This window comes from Pseudomonas sp. MSSRFD41 (assembly GCF_014230245.1).
In the GTDB taxonomy this organism is placed as follows: Bacteria; Pseudomonadota; Gammaproteobacteria; order Pseudomonadales; family Pseudomonadaceae; genus Aquipseudomonas; species Aquipseudomonas piscis.
On sequence record NZ_JACKZK010000007.1, the window covers coordinates 57,071 to 78,415 of the forward strand.

Annotated in this window: 22 protein-coding genes; 12 read left to right on the forward strand and 10 right to left on the reverse strand. The window is 66.6% G+C overall.

Going from position 1 to position 21,345, the window contains the following annotated elements; translation table 11 throughout:
- Positions 1–100 precede the first annotated feature (100 nt).
- Positions 101–883: a sulfite exporter TauE/SafE family protein gene (locus H7A76_RS13175; protein WP_185698897.1), complete on the forward strand. Its 783-nt coding sequence runs from the start codon at positions 101–103 to the stop codon at positions 881–883.
- Between the two features lie 63 nt (positions 884–946).
- On the opposite strand, the gene pcsA is transcribed toward H7A76_RS13175, so the two are convergent.
- On the reverse strand, positions 947–1,663 hold the full coding sequence (gene pcsA, locus H7A76_RS13180; protein WP_185698898.1) for a phosphatidylcholine synthase: 717 nt from the start codon (positions 1,661–1,663) through the stop codon (positions 947–949).
- A gap of 306 nt (positions 1,664–1,969) precedes the next feature.
- On the reverse strand, positions 1,970–3,142 hold the full coding sequence (ampC, locus tag H7A76_RS13185) for a class C beta-lactamase (protein ID WP_185698899.1): 1,173 nt from the start codon (positions 3,140–3,142) through the stop codon (positions 1,970–1,972).
- Positions 3,143–3,367: 225 nt separating this feature from the next.
- On the opposite strand from ampC, the gene H7A76_RS13190 reads away from it, so the two are divergent.
- From H7A76_RS13190 to H7A76_RS13200, 3 genes are all read left to right on the forward strand, one after another.
- Positions 3,368–4,252, forward strand: coding sequence for a LysR substrate-binding domain-containing protein (locus tag H7A76_RS13190; protein ID WP_185698900.1), 885 nt, complete (start codon positions 3,368–3,370; stop codon positions 4,250–4,252).
- Positions 4,253–4,392: 140 nt separating this feature from the next.
- Positions 4,393–5,202 (forward strand): helix-turn-helix domain-containing protein, encoded by an 810-nt coding sequence (locus H7A76_RS13195; protein ID WP_185698901.1) that lies wholly within the window; start codon positions 4,393–4,395, stop codon positions 5,200–5,202.
- A gap of 263 nt (positions 5,203–5,465) precedes the next feature.
- On the forward strand, positions 5,466–5,882 hold the full coding sequence (locus H7A76_RS13200) for a hypothetical protein (RefSeq protein WP_185698902.1): 417 nt from the start codon (positions 5,466–5,468) through the stop codon (positions 5,880–5,882).
- Between the two features lie 9 nt (positions 5,883–5,891).
- Here the strand turns inward: H7A76_RS13200 and H7A76_RS13205 are convergent, their stop codons facing one another.
- Both H7A76_RS13205 and H7A76_RS13210 read right to left on the reverse strand, forming a co-directional pair.
- Entirely contained in the window at positions 5,892–6,338 is a 447-nt protein-coding gene (locus H7A76_RS13205; RefSeq protein ID WP_185698903.1) for a hypothetical protein, read from the reverse strand.
- An 87-nt stretch (positions 6,339–6,425) separates the two neighbouring features.
- Positions 6,426–7,001: a helix-turn-helix domain-containing protein gene (locus H7A76_RS13210; protein ID WP_185698904.1), complete on the reverse strand. Its 576-nt coding sequence runs from the start codon at positions 6,999–7,001 to the stop codon at positions 6,426–6,428.
- A gap of 154 nt (positions 7,002–7,155) precedes the next feature.
- On the opposite strand from H7A76_RS13210, the gene H7A76_RS13215 reads away from it, so the two are divergent.
- From H7A76_RS13215 to H7A76_RS13235, 5 genes are all read left to right on the forward strand, one after another.
- The gene (locus H7A76_RS13215) at positions 7,156–8,061 is read left to right on the forward strand and encodes a DMT family transporter (RefSeq protein WP_185698905.1); all 906 of its coding nucleotides are present in this window, start codon (positions 7,156–7,158) and stop codon (positions 8,059–8,061) included.
- On the forward strand, positions 8,052–8,204 hold the full coding sequence (locus H7A76_RS13220; RefSeq protein ID WP_022639787.1) for a hypothetical protein: 153 nt from the start codon (positions 8,052–8,054) through the stop codon (positions 8,202–8,204). The genes H7A76_RS13215 and H7A76_RS13220 overlap by 10 nt, the downstream gene beginning before the upstream one ends.
- Before the next feature lie 80 nt (positions 8,205–8,284).
- The gene (locus H7A76_RS13225; protein WP_185698906.1) at positions 8,285–8,785 is read left to right on the forward strand and encodes an RNA polymerase sigma factor; all 501 of its coding nucleotides are present in this window, start codon (positions 8,285–8,287) and stop codon (positions 8,783–8,785) included.
- A 40-nt stretch (positions 8,786–8,825) separates the two neighbouring features.
- On the forward strand, positions 8,826–9,809 hold the full coding sequence (locus tag H7A76_RS13230; RefSeq protein ID WP_185698907.1) for a FecR family protein: 984 nt from the start codon (positions 8,826–8,828) through the stop codon (positions 9,807–9,809).
- Positions 9,810–9,905: 96 nt separating this feature from the next.
- Positions 9,906–12,350, forward strand: coding sequence for a TonB-dependent receptor (locus H7A76_RS13235; RefSeq protein ID WP_185698908.1), 2,445 nt, complete (start codon positions 9,906–9,908; stop codon positions 12,348–12,350).
- A 159-nt stretch (positions 12,351–12,509) separates the two neighbouring features.
- On the opposite strand, the gene H7A76_RS13240 is transcribed toward H7A76_RS13235, so the two are convergent.
- The gene (locus tag H7A76_RS13240; protein WP_185698909.1) at positions 12,510–13,661 is read right to left on the reverse strand and encodes an MFS transporter; all 1,152 of its coding nucleotides are present in this window, start codon (positions 13,659–13,661) and stop codon (positions 12,510–12,512) included.
- A gap of 553 nt (positions 13,662–14,214) precedes the next feature.
- On the opposite strand from H7A76_RS13240, the gene H7A76_RS13245 reads away from it, so the two are divergent.
- Entirely contained in the window at positions 14,215–14,682 is a 468-nt protein-coding gene (locus tag H7A76_RS13245) for an Lrp/AsnC family transcriptional regulator (protein WP_185698910.1), read from the forward strand.
- Between the two features lie 3 nt (positions 14,683–14,685).
- Here H7A76_RS13245 and H7A76_RS13250 read toward each other — a convergent pair whose 3' ends face one another.
- Positions 14,686–15,576 carry a LysR family transcriptional regulator gene (locus H7A76_RS13250; RefSeq protein ID WP_185698911.1) on the reverse strand — a complete coding sequence of 297 codons (891 nt, stop codon included), beginning with the start codon at positions 15,574–15,576 and terminating at the stop codon, positions 14,686–14,688.
- Positions 15,577–15,675: 99 nt separating this feature from the next.
- Here H7A76_RS13250 and H7A76_RS13255 point away from each other — a divergent pair, with 99 nt between their 5' ends.
- Together H7A76_RS13255 and H7A76_RS13260 are read left to right on the forward strand one after the other, a co-directional pair.
- Positions 15,676–16,674, forward strand: coding sequence for a cyclase family protein (locus H7A76_RS13255; protein ID WP_185698912.1), 999 nt, complete (start codon positions 15,676–15,678; stop codon positions 16,672–16,674).
- Between the two features lie 69 nt (positions 16,675–16,743).
- Entirely contained in the window at positions 16,744–17,739 is a 996-nt protein-coding gene (locus H7A76_RS13260) for a diaminopimelate epimerase (protein ID WP_185698913.1), read from the forward strand.
- 164 nt (positions 17,740–17,903) lie between these two features.
- On the opposite strand, the gene codA is transcribed toward H7A76_RS13260, so the two are convergent.
- From codA to H7A76_RS13280, 4 genes are all read right to left on the reverse strand, one after another.
- On the reverse strand, positions 17,904–19,160 hold the full coding sequence (gene codA / locus H7A76_RS13265; RefSeq protein WP_185698914.1) for a cytosine deaminase: 1,257 nt from the start codon (positions 19,158–19,160) through the stop codon (positions 17,904–17,906).
- A 135-nt stretch (positions 19,161–19,295) separates the two neighbouring features.
- Positions 19,296–20,564: a cytosine permease gene (gene codB / locus H7A76_RS13270; protein WP_185698915.1), complete on the reverse strand. Its 1,269-nt coding sequence runs from the start codon at positions 20,562–20,564 to the stop codon at positions 19,296–19,298.
- Between the two features lie 194 nt (positions 20,565–20,758).
- The gene (locus H7A76_RS13275) at positions 20,759–20,956 is read right to left on the reverse strand and encodes a helix-turn-helix transcriptional regulator (RefSeq protein ID WP_022639774.1); all 198 of its coding nucleotides are present in this window, start codon (positions 20,954–20,956) and stop codon (positions 20,759–20,761) included.
- Positions 20,953–21,327 carry a hypothetical protein gene (locus H7A76_RS13280; protein ID WP_185698916.1) on the reverse strand — a complete coding sequence of 125 codons (375 nt, stop codon included), beginning with the start codon at positions 21,325–21,327 and terminating at the stop codon, positions 20,953–20,955. Before H7A76_RS13280 ends, H7A76_RS13275 begins: the two co-directional genes overlap by 4 nt.
- Between the last annotated feature and the right edge of the window lie 18 nt (positions 21,328–21,345).

Genomic DNA, 21,345 nt, shown 5'->3' on the forward strand with positions numbered 1-21,345 from the left:
TTATAACGTTAGATTTTATTCATATAAATGGTCATAAGGTTTAGCCGCTATGCTGCCGCCAGTTTTTCACCTGGCCGCATGATCTGCAGGGCTTTATTGGATGGATGTAGGTAATTTCGGTTTTGTCGTCGCAGGCCTGATCGTCGGCTTCATCGTGGGTATGACCGGAGTGGGCGGCGGGTCGTTGATGACCCCGATCCTGCTGTGGTTCGGCATCAATCCGGCCACCGCCGTGGGTACCGACCTGCTGTACGCCGCCATCACCAAGTCCGGTGGGGTGCTGGTGCACCAGAAGAACCGCAATATCGACTGGCGCATCACCGCTTGGCTGACCCTGGGCAGCGTGCCGGCGGTGCTGCTGACCTTGTGGTTCCTGAAGAACCTGCATGCCGATCCGCAGTCGCTGAACGCGGTGATCAAGCAAGGCCTGGGCGTGGTCCTGCTGCTGACTGCCCTGGCCATCGTGTTCAAGAAAAAACTCATGGCCTTCGCCCAGCGCCACGGCGGCGACTACCGCCCCAGCGCCGGCGGCCTGAATCTGCTGACCCTGGTCACCGGGTTGCTCCTGGGCACCATGGTCGCCCTGACCTCCATCGGCGCCGGGGCCCTGGGCACCGTGGCGCTGTTCCTGCTCTATCCGTTCCTGGCCACCAAGCGCCTGGTGGGCACCGAGATCGCCCACGCCGTGCCCCTGACCCTGGTGGCGGGCCTGGGCCACGCCAGCATGGGCAACATGGACTGGCAGCTGCTGGGGTTCCTGCTGATGGGCTCGCTGCCGGGCATCTGGCTGGGCAGCCACATGACGGGCCGGGTCTCCGACGAACTGCTGCGCCCGTGCCTGGCGGTGATGCTGTTCTCCATCGGCTACAAGCTGGCGTTCTGAGTTTTCGCGCCGGGCCATTCGGGCCCGGCGATCATCCGCGCCGGGCGCAGGCCCGGCGTCGCTTCAAGAAGCCTTGCCCAGCCATTCCTGCGCCGAGCGCCATAGGCAGATCCCGAGGAAATAGGCCGAAGCGGCCAGCCACAGGCCCATGATCGCCGGGTTGTGCTGCGGGTGGCCGAGGATCAGCAGGGCACCGCTGAGCAGCCAGACGAAGGTCACGATGATGTTCACCGGCATCCACTTGCGGACCCGGAACGGATGCAGGAACTGCACCCGGGTGGCCGTCAGCAGGGCCAGGACGACGATGCCCAGGAGGGTGGTCCAGGGGCCCGGCTCGATCAGGTAGAGGCACAGCGCGACCACATTCCAGGCGGCGGGAAAGCCCTGGAAGTAGTTGTCGTGGCTCTTCATGTTGACGTTGCAGAAACACAATAGCGACGACAGCAGGATCAGCGAGGTCGCCAGCAAGGCGCTGTATTCCGGCAGGGGAATGTAGCGGTAGATGAACAGCGCCGGGATGAACACATAGGTCAGGTAGTCGATCACCAGGTCCAGCACCGAGCCGTCGATGTTGGGCAGCACCGAACTGGTCTTGACCTTGCGGGCCAGGGAACCGTCGACGCCATCCACCAGCAGCGCCACGCCCAGCCACAACAGGCAGGCCTTGGGCTGGTTGTCGAACAGCGCCAGGGTCGCCATCAGGGCGCTGAGCACTCCGGTAGCGGTGAAGCCATGGGCGCCCCAGGCTTTGATTCTGGCGATTTGCATTGTCGTGATCACGGGGCGTCTCTCCGGCGGCTTGGGTACCCGGCCGGTTGCCTGCAAGACGCTGGCAACCCCGGCCCGGTTGCAGTTATCGACCGGAAAGCGGCGCGGAAGGTTCAGCGTGCAAGCCTGCGCCTGCAAATCCGCGGGCTCCCGGACCCGGTCATGGCGCAGCCGATCCGCCGCTGGCCAACCTTGCCTGGGTAAACGGTCGAGGGGGATTGATTGAGTCTAGGCGCCCTGGCCAAGGCGACAAGCCAGGCGCCACCTGGCCGTTGCCGGCCCGTGGCGCCTGGCTCGGGGGGCCGTCGAGGAGCGCCCTTAGCGTGCGTTATCCAGGGCTTCGAGGATCCTGTGGGCGGCCTTGATCCGTTCCTCGTTGGGGTAGTTCTTGTTGGCCAGCAGCACGATGCCCACCTGCTGGCCCGGTACGAACAGGACGTAGGCGCCGAAGCCGTTGGTGGAGCCGGTCTTGTTGTACAGCGCGTCGGCCTTGGGCGGCTGGGTCGGGGTCAGCCATTGCACCGGATGCGGCTCCAGGGCCATGGGTGTCGAGTTGCCGGCCATCAGCCGCGCCAGGGGCACGGGGTAGGCATAACGCTCCCAGCCCAGGCCCTGGGTCATGTCGCCCACCTGGTAGTAGCCGCTTTGGGTGCTGGCCAGGGCCTTTTGCAGAGTGCCGTCGAGCTGGCCCGGTTGCAGGTTGTCGGCAACGAACTGCAGCAGGTCCGGGGCGCTGGTCTTGACCCCGTAGGCTTCGGCGTCCAGGGGGCCGGGACCGACGCGCACTGGCCGGTTCTGCTTGTCGTAGCCCTGGGCGTAGTGCTCCAGCTGGTCCTTGGGCACATGGATGTAGCTGTGCTTGAGGGCCAGCTTGGGAAACAGCAAGCCTTGCATCAACTGGTCGAATGGCTGGCCCAGGCTACGGGCGGCCAGGTAGCCGAACAGGCCGATGCTGGGGTTGGAATACTGGCGCTGGGTGCCGGGTTCGAAGCGGGGTTTCCAGGTGGTGTAGTAGTCCAGGGTCTTGGCTTCGCCCTGGACCTCGTCGGGGAACTGCAGCGGCAGGCCGCCAGCGGTGTAGGTGGCCAGCTGCAACAGGCTGACGCCGTCGAAGACGCTGCCGTGCAGGGCTGGCAGGTACAGGCTGGCGGAGTCTTGCAGGGCCAGCTTGCCGCTGGCCTGGGCATAACCGCCGAGGGTCGCGGTGAAGGTCTTGCTCACCGAACCCACCTCGAACAGGGTGTCGTTGTCCACCGGTCGCTGATTGTCCTTGGAGGCGATGCCGTAGTTAAAGTAATGTCGCTGGCCGCCGACGATGATCGCCACCGCCATGCCGGGGATACCCTGCTGGTGCATGAGGGGACGGATGGTGGCATCCACCGTGGCTTTCAGCGCGTGCTCGGGACTGGTTTCGGCCAGGGCCTGGGGCGAGAGGGCGAGCAGCGCGCAGGCGCTGATCATGGCCAATCCGGTCAAGGTTGTTTGCCGCATGATTGTGGGTTTTCCATGTTTTTTAGTGGTATTGGCCGCAGGCTTCCAGCGGCTCCGCAGCCCGCGCGAGCGGCTTGAGTGCTCCGGGGCACAAGGCCCTGGTTCTTTCCTGGCAGGGAAGGACAGCGTGAAGGTCGCACGAGCGCCGCCAAATTTAGGCAGTCTGCGGGGGATCGACAAACGACGATATCTCGCACTAGCCATTAGAAAAACTAAGGCTTTCATATGCTCAGACCTCATCTGCCCCTCAATGCCCTGCGCGCCTTCGAGGCTTCCGCGCGCCATTTGAGCTTCACCCGCGCGGCCATCGAGCTGTGCGTGACCCAGGCCGCCGTCAGCCACCAGGTCAAGAGCCTGGAGACCCAGCTCAACGTCACCCTGTTCAAGCGCCTGCCCCGGGGGCTGATGCTCACCAGCGAGGGCGAGACCCTGCTGCCGGTACTGCGCGAATGCTTCGACCGCATCGCCCAGACCCTGGGGCGCTTCGAGGGCGGCCACTACCGCGAGGTGCTGACGGTGGGGGCGGTGGGCACCTTCGCCGTGGGCTGGCTGTTGCCGCGCCTGGGGGATTTCCAGGCGCGCTTTCCCTCTATCGATCTGCGCCTGAGCACCCACAACAACCGGGTGGACGTGGCCGCCGAGGGCCTGGACTACGCCATCCGCTTCGGCAGCGGCGCCTGGCACGGCACCGAGGCGTTGCAGTTGCTGCAAGCGCCACTGTCGGTGTTGTGCGTGCCGCAGATCGCCCGCCAATTGCAGGCCCCGGCGGACTTGCTGGGCCAGACCCTGCTGCGTTCCTATCGCACCGACGAATGGCCGCAGTGGTTCGAGGCCGCGGGCCTTGGGGCCAATACATTGTTGCCGCAAAGCATCGTCTTCGATTCGTCCCTGGGCATGCTCGAGGCGGCGCTGCAGGGCGTGGGCGTGGCCCTGGCGCCGCCGGTGATGTTCGAGCGGCAGCTGGCCAGCGGCGTGATACAGCGACCCTTCGCGGTAGGCATCGTCACCGGCAGCTACTGGCTGACCCGCCTGCAATCCCGGGCGGAAACCGCGGCCATGAGCGCCTTCAAGGGCTGGCTGCTGGAGCAGGTAGCTTGCCATGCCCCGTGAAGTGTCGATTGCGGCTGTCCCTGGACGTGACTCCGGGTTCAGGTTGCTTGGCCAAGTCCCGGGACCTGGGCACAATCACCGGCCTTGCCGCGCAGCGCCGCATCGCTGGAGCTATTCGAAGACAAGACGCGAGGACAGGCATGTCGAGGTTCGATCCACCGCGCGAGACTGAGGATCCGGACGCCGTCCCGCGTCCGGTTTGCGTGTTGCGCATCTCGGCCCAGGAGGAGCGCTGGGAGCGCCCCTGGCACAGCCACCGCAAGGCGCAGTTGTTGTTTCCCCGGGCCGGGGTACTCAGCTGCGAAAGCGCCGAGGGCCTGTGGCTGGCACCGCCGCAATGCGCGGTGTGGATTCCCAGCACGGTCGCGCACCGGGTCCAGGGGCTCGAGCATGCCCAGGGTTACTGCCTGTTCGTCGAGCCGGAGCAGGCCCGGGACCTGCCCGATGTCTGCTGTACCCTGGCGGTCTCACCCTTGTTGCAGGAGCTGTTGCGTCGTTGTGCGCAGTTGCCGCAGCTCTACGATCTGGACGGCGCCCAGGGGCGATTGATGGCGGTGGCCCTGGACGAACTGGCCGTTGCCCCACGGGAGCAGATCCACCTGCCCATGCCCCGGCATGGGCAACTGCGCCGCCTGGCCCAGCAGATCCTCGAACAGCCGCAGCGGCGCCTGAGCCTGGAGCAGTGGGGCGAGCTGATCGGTCTCAGCGAGCGCAGCCTGAGCCGCTTGATCCTGGCCGAAACCGGCCTGAGTTTCGGGCGCTGGCAGCGCCAGTTGCATATCCTGCTGGGGCTCAAGCAACTGGGGCGCGGCGATTCGGTGGAGCGGGTGGCGCTGAACCTGGGCTATGACAGTGCCAGCGCCTTCATCCGCATGTTCAAGAAGGCCGTGGGCCAGCCGCCCGGGCGTTTTTTCGCCGAGCGCCGCCAAGTCCTGGACAGCGACCTGTAACCCCGATTCACAGCTATTCCTGTAGCCGCCGAGCCTGCGAGGCTGTGCCAAGGCCCGCAGGGCCTTCAGCGATCGACCGACCATCCGGGATCTGCAAGCGCTATGCGCCCGTGCGCAGCCTGCGGCAGCGGCTACACGACGCGGCGGCCTGGCGGGGATCTTTGGCTGGATTGATCAATAACTTGTCGATCTTGACTGATGCGGACAGTTTTTCTCTCGAAGATGATAGGCATTCTTGTTTGGAAGCCATCATGAGGTGTCCCATGTACTTCGATCACCAGCATTTCCCCCTGGTCTGGATGCGTAACGCCGCCCCCGGCCCGGACCTTGAAACCGACCCCTTCCAGCAACTCGAGCAACTCATGGAGCGCGGCCACGCCTTCGTCCTGTTGAGCGAGGGCATGCCCGATCCGCAAGAGCGCGCCAGCGAACAGAGCCTGGCCTTGCTCAAGCAGGGATCGTTGTGGATGAAACGCCACAGGGCGGCGCTGCGGCGATGGATCAAGGCGATGATCGTGGTCGCCCCGGAGCCCGAGGCCCAGGCCGGGGTCGAGGCCTTTGCCGGCAATTACGAGAAGTTCTGGGGGTATCCGCTGTTGCACAGCGCCTCGCCATTGGCGGCGGCGCACCTGGCCCAGCGCCTGCTCACCCCGTCACGTAACAACCAGCACAACTGGTAGGGGCGGCCATCACTCGTGCTGGTGGCCGGGCCAGGTTTCCGTGGGGAAGTAGGCTTCCAGGCCCGGTTCCAGGTGCTCGATCCCGGCCTTGATCCAATAGCAGGTCAGGCGCGAGTAGTTGTCCAGGTCGCCGCGCACCAGGCAGGTGGAACTGTGCCCCGGCCAGCTGAAGCGCAACACTTCGGCTTCGCCCATCACGGCCCGCTCCACCTTGCCGATGGCCGTGGTGGTCTGGCCATTGAGGGTCTTGACCAGGGTCAGGGCCTGGTTCTCGAAGCGGATCACCGCCGTGCCGGAGTAAGTCGGGCCACCGTCGGGCTCCTTGCCGATGAACAGGTAATGCCCGGGCACCAGGCTGTAGTAGATATGCGGTTCGGGAGCCTGGGCGGCGTGGGCGGCCAGGCTGCCCAGCAGCACCCCGAGCAGCGTGGTGGTCAGGCGCGGTAGAAGTGGCATCGGGCTTCGATCCTGTGGGGAGAGGGGGATGATTCCAGACTCGACGGCACAGATAAATACCTGTGCCGTCCGAGGGCACTGCGCTGATCAGGGATGTTCCATCACGACCAGGGCCAGGGTGTCCGGTTCCAGGGCCTCGAACAGATGGGCGCTGCTGGCGCTGTACTTGATGTAGTCGCCGGGCTCCAGGCTCAGCGGCTGGTCCAGCGGGCCGGCCAGGGCTCGGCCGCGGCACAGCAGCACATGCTCCACCGTACCCGGTGGGTGGGCCCGGGAGTGTCGGGGCCGACCGGGCTGGGCGAGCACCCGGTACAGGTTGCGCTGCGCCCCGGGCGGGCAGTTGTCCAGCAGCGTGGCGGCATAGGGTGCATCTTCGGCGTGCACGGTCATGCCTTCGTGCGCGCGGATCACCTTCAACTGCGGGGCGGGCTGCTCCAGGAACTTGGTGACATGCAAGCCCATGGCCATGGCCAAAGCCCACAGTGTCTCGATGCCGGGATTGCCCACCCCGCCTTCCAGTTGCGACAGGGTGGATTTCGCCACCCCGGCCCGCTTGGCCAGCTCCGAGACGGACAATCCAGCGTTCAGGCGTTCGCGCTTGATGGCATGGGCCAGCAGGCCGATGGGGGACAGTTCGTGCATTTCGTTCGTTTTATCGTTCATAACGTCTATTAAATCATCCTTGAAGTGCTTGACGGGCATAAATCGTTCTGTTCATTATGTTGATCTATCGTTCGTTTTAGTGAATATCGCTCGTCGTGTCCCGGAGTTTCTCATACCGGGTCGCCCCCGGGCGCCAGCAAATAGGAAGCACAGGATGCAGACCAAGACTCGCGGAACCCTGGAAATGCTCGCGGCCATGGCTATTTCCGGCACCGTGGGCTGGCTGGTGGTGGGCTCGGGGCAGGCGCCCTGGGTGGTGGTGTTCTGGCGCTGTGTATTCGGGGCGCTGGCGATGCTGCTGGCTTGCGCCGGCCTGGGCCTGTTGCGTGGCTTGCGCCTGAGCGGGCGCCAAGTGGCGCTGATCGCCCTGGGCGGCTGCGCGCTGATGCTCAACTGGGTGTTGTTGTTCAGCGCCTACAGCCAGGCGTCGATCGCGGTGGCCACCGTGGTCTACAACACCCAGCCGTTCATGCTGGTGGCCTTGGGGGCATTGCTGTTCGGCGAGCGCCTGACGCCGGGCAAGCTCGGCTGGCTGGCCCTGGCCTTCGCCGGGATGCTGTCCATCGTCTATGCCCGGCCTGCCTCGGGGATGGTCGGCGGCGACTACCTGCTTGGTGTCCTGCTGGCCCTGGGCGCGGCCTTCTTCTATGCCATCGCCGCGGCCACCACCAAGCATCTGCGCGAAGTCCCGGCGCCCTTGATCGTGCTGCTGCAGATGCTGCTCGGCATACTGCTCAGCGCGCCCTTCGCGCTGGTTTCGCTGCCAGCGCCCGCCGGCGAGGCCTGGTTCTACCTGGTGACCATCGGCGTGATCCACACCGGCTTGATGTCGACCTTGCTCTATGGCGCCATCCAGCGGCTGTCCACGGTGCTGGTGGGGGCCTTGTCGTTCATCTATCCGCTGGTGGCGGTGCTGGTGGACTGGCTGGTTTTCGGCCACCGACTGGGTTGGCTGCAGGTCCTGGGCGGCGCGGCCATCCTGCTGGCCGCTGCCGGGCTCAATCTCGGTTGGAACCTGCGCCTGCGCAGCATCCGCCAGGGTAGGGCGACATGGGACTGAGCCTGCGCCTGCTGGACTTTCCGTATGCCCAGGCGTGGCAGTTGCTGCATTGCCTGGCCCACCTGCAACCGTGCCTGGGGGATTGGCTGGTGGCCGGGCAGACCCACCTGTTCGTCGAACCACCAAGGTTCTATAGCCGCTAGGAGGCGAGCGGTCGGCACGTCCATTGCCGGCATTAATGCGAAGCATTACTATTCCCGCCCCATCTTTCCAGCGCATCGCGATGACAGCCAAGCCGCCCCGCAGACCAGGCTTTTTCGAGCATTACGAAGAGTTGATCGGCACCTGGACCCGGCGCTTGCGCAATCGCCAGCAGGCCGAGGACCTGGCCCACGACACCTTCGTCCGGGTGCTGGAATCCGACGCCGCCAGCGTGCAACAGCCGCGGGCCTACCTGCACCAGACCGCGCGCAATATCGCCGTGGATGCCTTTCGCCGTGAAGACCGGCGCGCCGGCCTGGAAGAACACCAGGCCCAGCTTGGCGTGTCGCCCAGCGGCGATCCCGAACATTTCATGCAGGCGTTGCAATTGGCCGCGTCGGTCGAACGGGCCTTGGGCGAATTGCCGGTGAACTGCCGCAAGGTGTTCGTCTGGCAGAAGATCGAGGGCCTGACCCAGGCCGAGATCGCCGAGCGCCTGGGGCTGTCAAAAAACATGGTGGAAAAGTATATGATCCGCACCCTGCGGCACCTGCGCGAGCGCCTGGATGGGCCGCTGCCATGAATCCCAAGGCTTCTTCACCCTCTGCCAAACAGGAATCCGCATGATGGACAGCCGCGCTTGTGCCTGTGGACAGGCCAGGGTTCGCGATGAGGCGGCGCAGTGGTTCGTGCGCCTGCAAGAGCCCGGGCTGAGCCAGGAACAACAGGCGGATTTTAACCACTGGTTGGTCGAGCACCCGCAACACCGCCATGAGTGGCAAGTGCTGCAGTCGTTGTGGGCCGCTGCCGAGCTGGTGCCGGTGGCGCGCTTGCAGGCCCTGTGCGCCGAGCCTGCGGCAACCGGCAGGCGGCGCCCGTGGTGGCGCGTCGCCGCGGCCGCTGCGGTGCTGGCCGTGGCGGTGGCCCTGGGTACGTTCAGCGGCCTGGGCCCGACGACGTCCTATAGCGCCAGCTTCGCCACCGCCCTGGGCGAGCGGCGCCTGGTGGCCTTGCCCGACGGTTCGCAGGTCGAACTCAACAGCCGCAGCCGGCTTGAGGTCCGTTATGCCCAGGACCAGCGCCTGGTGGAGCTGGAGGAGGGCGAGGCCCTGTTCAGCGTCGAGCACGACAGCGCCCGACCCTTCGTGGTGAATGCCGGCCCGGGCAAGGTCACGGTGACCGGGACCCGTTTCGACGTGCGCCGCGATCCGCAACAGACTCGGGTCGTGGTGGCCCAGGGGCGAGTCAAGGTCCAGGGCCGGCAGGCTGGCGTCGATGACTTCATCACCCTGACCCCGGGCCTTGGGACCCATGTCGACGCCCAGGGCCGGGTGGCCACGGCCTACGCGGTGAATCCCGAGAATTCGACGGCCTGGCGCCACGGCAAGCTGGTGTTCGACAACGCCCGGCTGGCCGATGTGCTGGCCGAGGTCGCGCGCTACCGCCAGCAGCCGTTGCACCTGGCCAGCCCGGCGCTGGGTGAATTGCGCCTGACCAGCGTATTCAAGTCCGATGACACCGACGCCCTGCTCAAAGCCCTGCCGAGCATCCTGCCGGTGGCGGTACGCACCCGGGCCGACGGCAGCCAGGAAATTTTTTCCCGTTAGATTCAGGTTTTTTTTCAGTTCGTCGTCTTCTTGTCCAACGCAACTGGTTTGCATTAACAGACGCACCCTGGTGCGATCCACGGGACAGCCGCCGACGTGACGAAAATAACCGTTCTTCCTGCCGTATCACCCTTGCCCACCCGCCGCTGGCTGCCTCTGGCGCTGGCCCTGGCGGTGTCGGCCGCATGGCCCCAGGCTCAGGCCGCACAGGGCACCAATGCCATCCACATCCAATCCCAGCCCTTGGGCCAGGCCCTGGGCCAGCTGGGTTTGCAGACTTCGCTGCAACTGTTCTTCAGCCCCGAGCTGGTGGCCGGCAAGCAGGCCCCGGCGGTGGAGGGCCACCTCTCCCCGGAGCAGGCCCTGGGCCAGTTGCTCCAGGGTAGCGGCCTGCAGTACCGGATCGACGGCAGCTCGGTGACCTTGAGCCCGGCCCCGACTGCCGCCGCCGGTAGCCTGCAACTGGACTCCACCAGCATCAGCGTGGTGGGCGATTGGCTGGCCGATGCCGATGCCGAGAAAGTCCGGAACCATCCGGGGGCACGCACGGTGATCCGCCGCGAGGCCATGGTCGAGCAGGGCGCGATGAACGTCGGCGATGTGTTGCGCCGGGTGCCGGGGGTGCAGGTGCAGGACGCCAACGGTACTGGTGGCAGCGATATCGCCCTCAACGTCGGCGTGCGTGGCCTGACCTCGCGCCTGTCGCCGCGCTCCACGGTGCTGATCGACGGTGTGCCGGCGGCCTTCGCCCCCTACGGCCAGCCGCAGTTGTCCATGGCGCCGATTTCCTCGGGCAACCTGGACAGCATCGATGTGGTGCGCGGCGCCGGTTCGGTGCGCTACGGGCCGCAGAACGTCGGCGGGGTGATCAACTTCGTGACCCGGGCCATTCCGGAGAAAGCCACCGGGGAAATCGGCACCACCCTGGAAACCTCGCGGCGCGGTGGTTGGAAGCATATCGACACGGCGTTCCTCGGCGGCACTGCCGACAACGGCCTGGGGGTGGCGCTGCTGTATTCCGGGGTCAATGGCAACGGTTATCGCGAGCGCAACAACGGCAACGACATCGACGACGTGATCCTCAAGACCCACTGGGCGCCCACCGACCAGGACGATTTCTCGCTGAACCTGCATTACTACGATGCCACCGCCGACATGCCCGGCGGCCTGACCCAGAAGCAGTACGACGCCCACCCCTACGACTCCGACCGGGATTGGGACAATTTCAGTGGCCGGCGCAAGGATGTGTCGTTCAAGTACTTGCGCCAGGTGGACGACCGTACCCAGTTCGAGGTGCTGACCTACTACTCCGACAGCTTCCGGGGCAGCAACATCGCCGCCCGCGACCAGAAGACCCTGGTGTCCTACCCGCGCACCTACTACACCTTCGGCATCGAGCCCCGGGTGTCCCAGGTGTTCGACCTCGGGCCCACCACCCAGGAGGTGAGTGTGGGTTATCGCTACCTGAAGGAAGGCATGCATGAGCAGGCCAGTCGCGTGGCCCTGGTGAACAACCAGCCGGTGCTGACCAAGGATTCCGATGGCCACGTCTACCAGGATCGCACCGGCGGCACCGAGGCCCATGCCTACTACATCGACGACAAGATCGACGTCGGCAACTGGACCATCACCCCGGGTATCCGCTTCGAGGACATCAGCACCCGCTGGCATGACCGGCCGGTGCCGGGCACCGATGGCGCGCGGGTCCAGGAGAAGCGCCGCAGCATCGACAGCAACGAGGCGTTGCCGGCCCTGAGCCTGATGTACCACCTGTCCGATGCCTGGAAGCTGTTCGCCAACTACGAGACCTCCTTCGGCAGCCTGCAGTACTTCCAGCTGGGCCAGGGTGGCAAGGGCGACCAGACCGCCAATGGCCTGAGTCCGGAGAAGGCCAAGACCTACGAAATCGGCACGCGCTACAACGACGATGCCTGGGGTGGCGAGGTGACGCTGTTCTACATCGACTTCGACGATGAACTGCAATACATCAGCAACGACGTGGGCTGGACCAACCTCGGCGCCACCAAGCACCAGGGTCTGGAAACCTCCATGCACTACGATCTCGCTGCCCTGGACCCGCGCCTGGACGGCCTGACCGCCAACGCCGGCTTCACCTATACCCGGGCCAGCTACGAAGGCCAGATCCCCGGTTTCAAGGGCCGCGACCTGCCGTTCTATTCGCGCCAGGTGGCCACCCTCGGGCTGCGCTACGACATCGACCACTGGACCTACAACATCGATGCCTTCGCCCAGTCCGGGCAGCGTTCGCCAGGCACCGGGGTGAAGAGCAACGGCAGCTTCACCGGCCACTACATCACTGAGGGCAGCGCCGACGGCCAGTACGGCGACATGCCCGGTTATGTGCTGTGGAACATCCGTGGTGGCTATGACTTCGGCCCGCAGCTGTCGAACCTCAAGCTGGGAGCCGGGGTGAAGAACGTCTTCGACCGCCAGTACTACACCCGCTCCAGCGACAACAACTCGGGGATCTACGTGGGCGCGCCACGGACCTTCTTCGTCCAGGCCAGCGTCGGTTTTTGAGACGTACCGCCGCTGCTGGCTTCGTGTAGCCGCTGCCGCAGGCTGCGTACGGCTGCGCAGCAGACGCTGGTGTTGTCGGCGCGTCGGGCCTGGCACGCCGGGTGCTGCGCCCCCGTGCGCAGCTTCGCAGGCTCAACAGCGGCTACCTGGCCGGGGTGCTCAGACCTTGAGCACCCTGCCGCTGGCGGCCACTGCCAGGAGCGCCGCGGCGATCAGGCCGAAGGCCGCGCTCAGGCTGCTGCCATGGGCGATGAAGCCGATCACCGCCGGCCCCGCGAGGATGCCGGCATAACCCAGGGTGGTGATGGCCGGGACGGCGATGGCCTCGGGCATGACCTGCTGCTTGCCCACCGCGGTGTACAGCACCGGCACTATGTTCGAGCACCCCGCGCCCACCAGGGCATACCCCAGCAGCGCCGCTTCCCAGGCCGGGGCCAGGGTGGCCAGCAGCAAGCCGGCCGCCGCGGTGGCGCCACCGCTGACGATCACCCGCCGGGCGCCCAGGCGATGGACGATGGCGTCGCCGGTCAGGCGCCCGACGGTCATGGTCAGGGCGAAGGCGGCATAACCCAGGCCGGCGTAGGCGGTGTCCAGGCCGCGCTCGGCGGTGAGGAACACCGCGCTCCAGTCCAGCACCGCGCCTTCGGCCAGGAACACCACGAAGCACAGGCACCCGATGAACAGCACCACGCCGTGGGGCACGGCAAAGGCCGGTCCCGAACTCTGGCTGCCGTAGGGCAGCATGTGCGGCGCGGACCTGGCCAGGGCCAGCAGCATCAGCGCCACCGCTACCAGGGTCGCCCCCAGGGGCGACAGGCCCAGGCCCAGCAGGGCGCTGACGCCGGCGGCGCCGACGATCCCGCCGAGGCTGAACATGCCGTGGAACCCCGACATCATGGTCTTGCCGCTGGCTCGCTCGACGATCACCGCTTGCAGGTTGACCGTGGAGTCCACGGTGCCGAGCCCGGCGCCGAACATGAACAGGGCGAACATCAGCGACGGCGCCGACGCCAGGATCGCCAGCAAGGGCAGGGCCATACAGATCAGCAAGGTGCCGGCGGCCATCACCCGCCGGCAGCCATGGCGCGCGGCCAGGGCGCCGGCGATGGGCATCGCCAGGATCGAGCCCACGCCCAGGCACAACAGCAACAGGCCCAGGGTGCCTTCGTCGAGTCCGGCCCGGCTCTTGGCGTAGGGCACCAGGGGAGCCCAGGCGGCGATGCCGAACCCGGCGATGAAATAGGCCACGCGGGTGGACATCTGTTCGAGGCGGCCGGGAGTGGCCTGGAAGTGGGTGTTGCTGGCAGTCATAAGAATCCTTGCTGGCCGGGCATCGAGTGGCGGTAACCGCCGCTGGCGCCGGGAGGCCGGTCGTGCTGTTTCCTCGACCCGGAGTGGGTGGGGGGCGGTGTCGGTGGCGTCTTCAATATGGATCGGGAGCATGGGCGAACGGACAGCCAGGGCCGGCCCGTGAGGTCGTTGCCTGAACGGCCCATGGCGGCGGATGACGCTGTCACCTGTGGCCGATTCGTTCGCTGCCGGCCGCCAGGTAGCGCAGGGCATCCCATGCGGCCGAGTCGGGGATTGTGACAAATCCGGCGAGCCAAGGTTGCAGAAATCACCCTGCAAGTCCTGCCCGCGATGAGCGTCGCGGTCGACCAGCCCATGGATGTCGAACAGGTGCCGTGCTGCCCGGGCCCCCCTTGCTCCGGGTGCAGGGCAGGCGCCGGCAGTGCTTGAGGCTGTCATCGAATCAGCTCGCGGGGCCGGAATAACTTGCGCGGGCCGGGTGTTGGTTACGCATAATCGCGAGCCGTCGCGCCATATCCTTTCACTGCCGCCTGCCGTATCCGGAGTCCCCCCCATGACCACCAGCCTCGATGCCTACGACCTCAAGCTGCTCGCCGAGCTGCAGCGCGATGCCAGCACCGCGCAGAGTGAACTGGGGTTGCGGGTCAACCTCTCGACCGCGGCGGTCAACCGGCGCCTCAAGCGCCTGGCCGAGGAAGGGGTGATCGAACGCTATACCGCGGTGGTCGCTCCCGATGCCCTGGGCCATGAGCTGAGCATCATCGTCGAGGTGGAAGTCGAGAGTGAGCGGGGCGACCAGCTCGATGCGCTCAGGCGCAGCTTCCAGGCCTGCCCCCAGGTCCAGCAGTGCTACTACGTGGCCGGCGAGTGCGACTTCGTGCTGATCTTCTGCGTGCGCAGCATGGCCCAGTACAACCAGCTGGCCCGCGAGCTGTTCTTCGACAACGCCAACGTCAAGCGCTTCAAGACCCTGGTGGCGATGAACCGGGTCAAGGTCGGACTGCAAGTCCCCACCGCCTGAGGTTCAGCCTTGCTGCAGGGCCTGGACCAGGAAGTCGACGAATACCCGGACCTTCTGCGACAGGTGCCGCTGGCTCGGATACAGGGCGTAGATATGCCGGCTGGGCAGGCTTTGCTCCGGCAACAGCCGCTGCAACTGGCCGCTGTCGAGCAGCGGTTGGGCGACGAAGCCGGGCAGGGCGCCGATGCCCAGGCCGGCCACCAGCATGTCGGCCAGCATCAAGCTGTTGTCCACCGCGAAGTGCACCGGCAGCTCCAGCCGGGTGTGGCCTTCAGGACCTTCCAGTTGCCAGCGCCCGGGGTGCTCGGCCAGGCGATAGGCCAGCCAGCGATGCGAGTGCAGGTCGGCGATGCCCACCGGTGTGCCCTGGGCCTGGAGGTAGGCCGGCGCGGCGCAGATCACCTGCTCGACCTGGCCCAGGTGGCGGGCGATCAGCGATGAGTCTTCCAGTTGGCGGCGGATCCGCAGCGACACGTCGAAACCCTCGCCCACCACATCCAGCACCTGGTCGTTGAGGGTCAGGTCCACTTGCAGTTGCGGATAGCGCTCCATGAAGGCCACCAGGATCGGCGACAGCACCTTGAGCCCGAACGACAGCGGCGCGTTGACCCGCAGGCGCCCGCCGGGCTCGCTCGACCCGGCCTGGGTGGCGCGTTCCAGGGCGTCCAGTTCGTCCAGCAGGTGGCAGCACTCGGTGAAGTAGCTCTGTCCGGCTTCCGACAGGCTCATGCGCCGGGTGGTACGCAAAATCAATAAGCTGCCCAGGCGCTCCTCCAACTGCCGGACCTGCTTGCTCACCGCGGCGGTGGACTGCCCGAGGTCGGCGGCGGCGAGGCTGAAACTGGCGCGCTCCACCACCCGGCGAAAGGTGCGCATGGCCATCAGTACATCCATATTGTTTCCCCTGGGTTGAATATCTATTCACCAATCGGCTGATTATCTCCGAATGAGCGTCCAATACCATGGCCACTTCTACTTCAAAGGAGTATTGTCATGGGTATCCGCGCAATGTCGAAAATCCTCCCCGGGGTCCTGGCCCTGTCGCTCGTCAGCGCCGCTTGCAGCGCCGCCACCGCGCAGCAGCCAGACGTGGGCATCAGCCCCTGGGGGCCGAAGGACGAGATCGGCCGCCTGAACCTGATCACCCCCGCATCGCGGGCGGCAATCATGTCCCGGGTCAGCGGCGAGCAGGCCTACGACCTGGCGGTGGACTACTTCGTCGGCATGCCCAGCTGGCAGGCCGCCGGCGATCCGCCGTACCAGATGTGGATGACCCACACCCCCCACGGCAATGTGATCGCCGACCCGATGCAGGTCGGCGAGCCGATGAACCAGCACGTCAGCTACAGCGGTTCGGCGGTGTCGATGTACGCCCACATGGGCACCCACATCGACGCCCTCAACCACTTTGGGCTCAACGGCAAGATCTGGAACGGCTTCCGCGCCGACCAGCACCTGGGCGACCGGGGCTGGAATGTCACCGGGGCCGAGAAGCTGCCACCGATCATTGCCCGTGGGGTGATGATCGACGTCGCCGCGGCCAAGGGCCTGGACCAGCTGGCCGACAGCTACCGGGTGACCCGCGCCGATCTCAAGCAGGCCCTGGCCAGGCAGAAGGTGGCCCTGGAGAAGGGCGATGTGGTGTTGATCCGCACCGGGCGCATGCGTGACTACGAGAACGCCCAGGTGTACATGGCCAACCCGCCGGGCCTGAGCCTGGATGCCGCCAAGTTCCTGGTGGAAGAGGGCGGTGCCATGGTGGTGGGGGCCGACAACCTGAGCTTCGAGACCTTCCCGTCCGAGGTCGAGGGCAACTATCTGCCGCTGCACACCTACCTGCTGGCGATGCAGGGCGCGCCGATCATGGAGTTGGTGAATCTCGAGGGCCTGGCCCGGGACAAGGTCTACCAGTTCGCCTTCATCGGTGCCTCGCTCAAGTTGCGGGGTGCCGATGCGGCGCCGATCCGGCCGATGGCCCTGCCGATTCGCTGATCGCCCCTCTGGTACAGCCGCGGCATTGGCCGTAATGTCAGCGGCTGGTTTTTTTCCGGAGATGGGGCGATGGCGGCGTTCTACGATGCACGGGGCAATATCTATGGCGTGGTCTCGCCAGCGGCATTGCGGCGCCTGGGGGTGGCCCTGCCGGGCACTGCGGCCCAGGCGGCGCGGGATCGGCGGCTATGGGCCGAGCAGGCCATTGCCGCCTTGTGCGATTGGACGCCGGGCTGCCGCCCGGCCGGAGCCAAGGCCCATCGCAGCGATGGCCTGCTGGTGGGGCCGTTCCAGGAGGCGGCGCCGTTCGACCTGCTGATCGTCAACACCGACGGCACCCTGGCCGAGCGCAGCGGCAACGGCCTGACGATCTTCTCCCAAGCGCTGACCGAGCAAGGGTTGCTGCAGGGCCCGGGGCAGACCCTATTGCAGGTCCATCACGACCAGGGCGCCGGCCTCTCGCCAGTGACCACGGCCGTGGAGCCGGCCCAGGTGGCGGGTGTGCAGGGCTTCTGGCTGGATCTCGGGCAACCGGCGTTCGGTCCCGAGGCGGTGGCGGCCCTGGGCGTCGAGGCAGTGACGTTCAATGAACGGCAACTGAGCCAGGTCGGCCCGTTGCGGGCCTTGAACCCGCAATGGGAATACAGCCAGTTCGTGCGGGTCGGCAATCCCCATTGCGTGACCCTGGTGGATGAGGCCGGCGCCTTGCCGGACAACCGGCAGATGTTGGAACCGCCCCTGGCCGAGGGCCTGACCGCCACGGCCTTCGCCTTGCCGGTGGGCAGTGGCGAGCCGTGCCCGGCCGGGGTCAACCTGCAATGGGCGGCGCGCGAATCGGGGCAACGCATCGTGGCCCGGGTGTTCGAGCGGGGCGAGGGGCCGACGGCGTCCTCCGGCACCAGTGCCAGTGCGGTGGCCTGCGCCGCCTGGCGGGTGGGTTGGGTCAAGGCCGGCGAGGTCCAGGTGGTGATGCCGGGCGGCACCGCGCCGCTGCGCCTGGAAGAGCGCGACGGAGTGCTGCGCCGCGTGAGCCTGTTCGGCACCGCCCAACGCATGCCCCTGTAGCCGTTGCCGAGCTGGCGAGGCTGCGCACGGGCGCGCAGCGGCCGTGAAGACGGGCGACGCGGTGCATCAGGCGGGCCATGGATGCCGGCCTTGCGGCTCGTGCCGAGCCGTGCGCAGCCTGCGGCAGCGGCTACAGGAAGCGAGGCTGCGCCGCGGCCCTGGGGCTACAGCGGGGTGTCCAGCAACTGCACCTGGGCCATCTGGCGTTGCATCAGCACCTTGCCGTGGCGGATCGAATACAGCGGCAGGCCCTGGCTGCGGAGCATTTCGTAGTCGCTGTCGGCGGACAGGATCAGCAGGTTCGCCGGGCGTCCTTCCTCCAGGCCGTAGCCATCGCCCAGGGCCAGGGCCTTGGCGCTGTTGTCGGTGACCAGGTCCAGGGCGCCTTGCAGGTTGCTGTAGCCGAGCATGTGGCAGATGTGCAAACCGGCTTCCAGCACCCGCAGGATGTTGCCGTTGCCCAGGGGATACCAGGGGTCGACGATGGAATCCTGGCCGAAGCAGACGTTCATGCCCGCCTCCAGCAGTTCCTTGACCCGGGTGACCCCGCGGCGCTTGGGAAAGGTATCGAAGCGGCCCTGCAGGTGGATGCTTTCGGTCGGACAGGAGACGAAGCTGATCCCGGAGTGCCCCAGCAGGCGGAACAGCTTGGCGCAGTAGGCGTTGTCGTAGGATCCCATGGCCGTGGTGTGGCTGGCGGTGACCCGCGAGCCCATGTCGCGGCTGCGGGCCTCTTCGGCCAGCACTTCGAGAAAGCGCGAGTGCGGGTCATCGGTCTCGTCGCAATGCACGTCCACCAGGCAACCGGTGCGTTCGGCCAGGTCCATGAGGAACTTCACCGAGCTCACGCCCTGGTCGCGGGTGTATTCGAAATGCGGGATGCCGCCCACCACGTCGGCCCCCAGGCCAATCGCTTCCTCCATCAGTTGGCGGCCATTGCGAAACGACTCGATCCCCTCTTGGGGAAAGGCGACGATCTGCAAGTCCACCAGGTGCCGGGCCTGTTCGCGCACCTCGAGCATGGCCTTGAGCGCGGTCAGGTCGGGGTCGGTGACATCGACATGGGTACGCACCTGCTGGATGCCATGGGCGGCCAGGGCGCGCAGGGTCTTGTGGGCCCGGGTGCGGGTGTCTTCGGCGGTGATGCTGGCCTTGCGCTCACCCCAGCACTCGATGCCCTCGAACAGCGTGCCGCTCATGTTCCAGCGTGGCTCGCCGGCGGTGAGGGTGGCGTCCAGGTGGATATGTGGCTCGACGAACGGCGGTACCACCAGGTTGCCGCCGGCATCCAGGTGCTCCGGGCCGTGGGCCGGCACCGGGGGCTGCTGTTCCTGGGGCAGGATGCGGGCGATGCGCCCGTGTTCCAGGTGCAGTTGGTGCAGGCCTTCACGGTGGCGCAGGCGGGCGTTGGTGATCAGCATCGCGGTGGTTCCTCGGGCAGGCGGTCGGAAAGGTTGCCGCCGGATCCGGGCCTTGGCCCGGCGGTCATGTTCTGGATGGGGCCATGATAGACCTGCGGCGCAGCGGATAGACAACAGCGCTGGGCGGCTGTCGGCTCAAGCCGTGTCGGCGGCGATCGGCGCGCGCCCGCCCAGCAGCGTCCTGAACAGGATGTAGCCCAGGCTGGCGACGCCGATGCCCACCAGCGGCGCGACCCAGGGCGAGCAGAACGCGGCCAGGGTGCCGAGGCCGTAGGCGCCCAGGCCCGGCCAGTTCCAGGCCGGCAGCTGGCTCTCGGCCAGGCGCGGGTAGCGACCGCGCCAGCGATAGAAAAAGTCGGCCATGATCACTCCGCCAATCGGCGGGATCACCGTGCCCAGCAGGATCAGGTAGGGCACCAGCAGGTCGTACATGCCGAGCATCGCCAGTAGTGTGCCGATCACCGCGCCCACCAGGGTCACGCTCTTGCGTCGGTCGGTGCGCAGCAGGTTGCAGCCGGCCACGGCGAAGTTGTAGATGGTGTTGTCCTGGGTGCTCCAGATATTCAGCAGGAGCATGGCCATGGCTGCCATGGCGAATCCTTGCAGCAGCAGGACTTCGACTACGTCCGGTTGTTGGTAGACGATGGCGCCGTAGGCGCCGATCAGCACCATCAGGCCGTTGCCGATGAAGAAGCCGATCAGGCTGGCGGCTATCGCGACCCGTGCCGAACGGGAAAAACGGCTCCAGTTGGTGGCCTGGGTCGCGCCGCTGACGAAGGTGCCGAACACCAGGGTGATGGCGGTGGACAGGTCCAGCGCGCCGCTGGGTTGCCGTGCCAGCAGGCCGTCGAGCCCGCCGACCTGCTCGGTGGCGGTCCACATCGAGAGCACCAGCAGCAGGCCCATGGCCGGGACCGCGATCCACGACAAAAGCTCCAGCCCGCGATAACCGATGTAGGCCGTGGCGCAGAAACCCATGCCGAACAGCAGCATCAACCCCAGCACCGCGCCCTGGTCGAGCTGGAAGTACTTGCCCAGTACCACGGCGGCGGTGGCGGTGCCCCAGGCATACCAGCCGATCTGGGTGAAGCCCAGGATCAGGTCGCTGAGCTTGCTGCCTCGCTCGCCGAAGCAGAAGCGCCCCATCAAGGCCGAGTTGAGCCCGCTGCTGAAAGCGATGTAGCCCAGGCTCGCGGCGTACAGCCCCAGCAGCAGGTTGCCGAGGACGATCACCGCCAAGAGGGTGGGGAAGTCGTAGGCCACGCCCAGCTTGCCGCCGGCGAACATGGTCGCGGTGAAGAAGGTGAAGCCCAGCAGCACCATGGCCATCGAGGCCAGGCCCTTGCGGGCATGCTGCGGGACTTCGCTCAAGGGGTAGTCGTTGCCGGGTGCGTGCTGGGTCATGGCCTGTCCCTGGTTCGATTGGCGCGACGCGGTGCTGCAGGTGCCGTGCCATTTTCGACGGCCATGGCTGGACGCCGCCGCTGGAGCCGGGGCGCTCCAGCAGTTATAGCCAATCCCCGGGGCAAGACGTTGAAGCACGCTGGGGTAAAACGGTGCGCAGCCCGGTGCAACAGGCCAGGGCGCACCGATAGAGGTCAGTCCGGGTCCGGGCTGAAGATATCTTCGATGGGCATCTGGAAAGCCCGCGCGATCTTGAAGGCCAGGGGCAGGCTGGGGTCGTAGCGGCCGGTCTCGATGGCGTTCACCGTCTGGCGCGACACCTCGAGCCGGGTGGCCAGCTCGGCCTGGGACCAGCCTTGCCGGGTGCGCAGTTCGCGTACCTGGTTATTCATGAGTAGCGCCGCATGCCGACCACCGTGGCCAGGGCCCAGATCAGGCCCATCAGCGGCCACACGTAGAACATCGACAACCTGGGCAGGCCGACGGTCTCCAGGAAGCCGTAGCTGAAGGTGATCAGCGCGGTGCAGACGAAGGACAAGGCCAGGGCCTCGAGCTGGACGCGCCGGACCATTTCGTCCAGGCGCCGCAATTGCCGGACCACCGCCAGGGCCATGGCGATCATCGGCACTACCGGTACCAGGGCCAGGGCGATCTTGCCCGGGCCCGACGCCATGCCTTCCAGCCAATGGCTGCTGAACGCCACGCAGGCGATATAGGCCAGCAGGGTCAGGGTGAATTCCACGATATAGCGCTTGGCGCCCATGAGCGATCTCCTTATGTA